The following is a 336-nucleotide window of genomic DNA, read 5'->3' on the forward strand; positions in this document are numbered from 1 at the left end:
CCAAACCAAGGGCATGTATGTCCACGGTCAAGAGGTTGCGCATAAGGTCTTCACCAAGCAGATCGCCTTTAACGTGATCCCGCATATCGATGTTTTCCTCGATGACGGTTACACCAAAGAAGAGTGGAAAATGGTCGCCGAGACCAAAAAGATCATCGATAAGTCGATCAAAGTAACCGCGACCTGTGTGCGCGTACCGGTTTTCGTTGGCCACTCCGAAGCGATAAACATCGAATTCGAAGAGTTTATCGACGAAGACGAGGTGCGTGACATCCTGCGCGAGGCCCCAGGCGTCATGGTGATCGATAAGCGCGAAGATGGTGGCTATGTGACCCC

General features: G+C 51.8%; 1 protein-coding gene. It reads left to right on the plus strand.

The features are described 5' to 3' along the window. On the plus strand, positions 1 to 336 hold a 336-nt coding region (locus AB9F29_RS21600; protein WP_369757211.1), incomplete at both ends, for an Asd/ArgC dimerization domain-containing protein.

Origin of the sequence: Falsihalocynthiibacter sp. S25ZX9 (genome assembly GCF_041205405.1) — a bacterium.
Classification (GTDB): Bacteria; Pseudomonadota; Alphaproteobacteria; order Rhodobacterales; family Rhodobacteraceae; genus Falsihalocynthiibacter; species Falsihalocynthiibacter arcticus.